The sequence below is a fragment of the Pseudoalteromonas sp. Isolate3 genome, assembly GCF_022398505.1.
Lineage (GTDB): Bacteria > Pseudomonadota > Gammaproteobacteria > Enterobacterales > Alteromonadaceae > Pseudoalteromonas > Pseudoalteromonas apostichopi.
Genome location: NZ_JAKEVN010000228.1, coordinates 1 through 2,134, shown reverse-complemented (window position 1 = coordinate 2,134; position 2,134 = coordinate 1). Strand labels below are relative to the sequence as shown.

Sequence of the window (2,134 nt, the reverse complement as noted above, 5' to 3'; positions counted from 1 at the left end):
ATACATTATAGAGTATTTTTTGTTGTTTAATAAAACGCCTAAGGTGGTTTGCAGTTAGACTCCTTAGTAGGAGAGGAATAAAGTCTCATATTAAACAGCAAATTAACTTAACCCTTTTCGTACCGTTTTAGATTAAACATGAACAAAAATAAAGGTTATCACTAGTACTAATTGCCAGTACCATGTGTGAATTGAGCTACAATTGAGTATTAAAGTATCATACTAGTTGTAACTCACTTCTGGACAAAAGTGTTTTAGAACCAGTATTAGAAATTATCCAAACGATGGTCGCTAACCTGCTCAAGCAACATGCGAACATTACCATTGATAAACGTCCTGTTCGTCAGTTTAGTACAAGTGCAGAGCCGAGCGTTGAAGTGCTACCTTCGCTATCTGGCATCTTAACGGAGTCTGAAAAGAAAGCCCTTGCCTATGCTATCTCAGATGAATGTATGGAAAGCAATAATTGGCAAACCACTCAAGCAGGCCAAGTGAAGGATATGGAGTACAACGCAGAGATCTTTCCGCGAGGCTTTATAACAGAGCTTAAAAAGCTAATTGATAATATGGAATAGCGGTATGTTAAACGACACTCAGATCATCAAAATTCTATTGCAGAACCCTTCAGTTGTAGCTTTTAGTGAATTACTCGAATCCACATATTCTTATGATCACAATAAGTTATCTCAAGCTATAGGAAGAGATCTTTCTGATTCTATCGGTGTATGGTTAAGTAAAAAAGATACTCTGTGCTATATCGCCTTATTAGAAAGGGAAATGAACCCTAAATTCAATAGTTCAGCATTCAAAGTATTTATTGAAAATGCGGGAGCTGAAAGCTACTCATTACCAATACGTAAAGCAATTGACGAGGCCTGCCTAAAAACAGTGAAGCTTGAAGGTGAAAATTTACAACTATCCCAAGAGCTTATGATCGACTTTGCTTGTTGGCTGTCTCCAGAATTTAAACTGTATTTCTTAAAGTCTACTCTTAGCAAGGTGGCTAACTAAGATGGCAAGCGGTCAACAAAAGGCGCAATAAAACCTCGAAGCATTCGAAGTATGGAAATCAACCCAGACCGAAGATGACTTTAAGCAAATCACGTTCAGAGGCCAGCTTAATCGCATAGAAGTCGCTAAAGGTATTGGTTGCGGCAAGTCTGCCCTAAATCAAAACCCCTTACTTAGAAAAGCGCTCAAGGCGTTAGAAGACTCCTTACGTGATAGAGGTTTACTGCCGCCCATGACCGAATCTGCAAAGAAAGATGGTGTTTAGTTCTGTTGTTTTTGGCGATTCATAAGCTCACAAAACACCATGAATGTTGCCTCATTTCCCACATTTTTTAATACTATTAGTTAATTGATATATAAAGACTAATTATAGGGATACTTTAGACTCAAAACCTTATACAAGCTGGTAAATGCGCTTAACTGCGAGTTTGAAGAGCTGCTACCTTACTAGGCAAAAGTATAAAATAGAGCTTGAGTAAAAGTTCTCTCTCAGCAAAAATACTGTTTTGTTTACCTAGCATTCGCAGGTAGTAAAGTATCTTCAATCGTGTAATTGCGAGGTAAAGAAATCCGCTCGGTTTCAACCTGCATACAAGATAAATCTTTAAACGCCGCTTTGAGTAAATAAACAATCGATAAGCATGATTAATTGGTTATAATTGACGTGAAACTTGGTTAATCTGCATGTTAACTCTGTTCTAATCATGTTTTCATTATCGTAACTATTTGATTATTAGCAGAGTTCAGTTTCAAGTTCCTGAATATCCAACCTTTGAATTCTAGCAAAAATCGGGTATAATTTCGGTTGCACAAAATGCTATTAACTGCTAATTGTAATGTGTCTAAATTATAAAGTTAACTCTCATTAGGCCTATGTAAACATTAAACATTAAAGATTTGTAAAGGTTGAGAGCCTAATTGACTTTATACTGCGAGCATTAGTTGTACAAAGTCTAACCATATCATAAATATTTCACACCTTACAGGTTAATAAAGGCTATTTAAAATTGATAAATATAAAAAATAAGTACCATATAAAAAACATAAGGTTGAGTATTTTTTTTAGTAGCATATTGCTTCTTGTTAGTGGTGTGATTTTTTTTGTTTTTGATAAGTTATTTAT

1 protein-coding gene and 2 pseudogenes are annotated in these 2,134 nt (G+C 35.5%); all 3 read left to right on the top strand.

The window, feature by feature from the left end; translation table 11 throughout:
- Positions 1-293: 293 nt before the first annotated feature.
- A pseudogene (gene gmtX / locus L1D46_RS20430) lies at positions 294-575 on the top strand (gamma-mobile-trio protein GmtX); the annotation flags it as partial.
- A 4-nt stretch (positions 576-579) separates the two neighbouring features.
- A complete protein-coding gene (locus tag L1D46_RS20425) occupies positions 580-1,011 on the top strand; it encodes a KilA-N domain-containing protein (RefSeq protein WP_036973907.1) in 432 nt (143 codons plus the stop codon).
- A gap of 1 nt (position 1,012) precedes the next feature.
- Positions 1,013-1,264: pseudogene (locus L1D46_RS20420) on the top strand (VPA1267 family protein); the annotation flags it as partial.
- Positions 1,265-2,134: the final 870 nt, after the last annotated feature.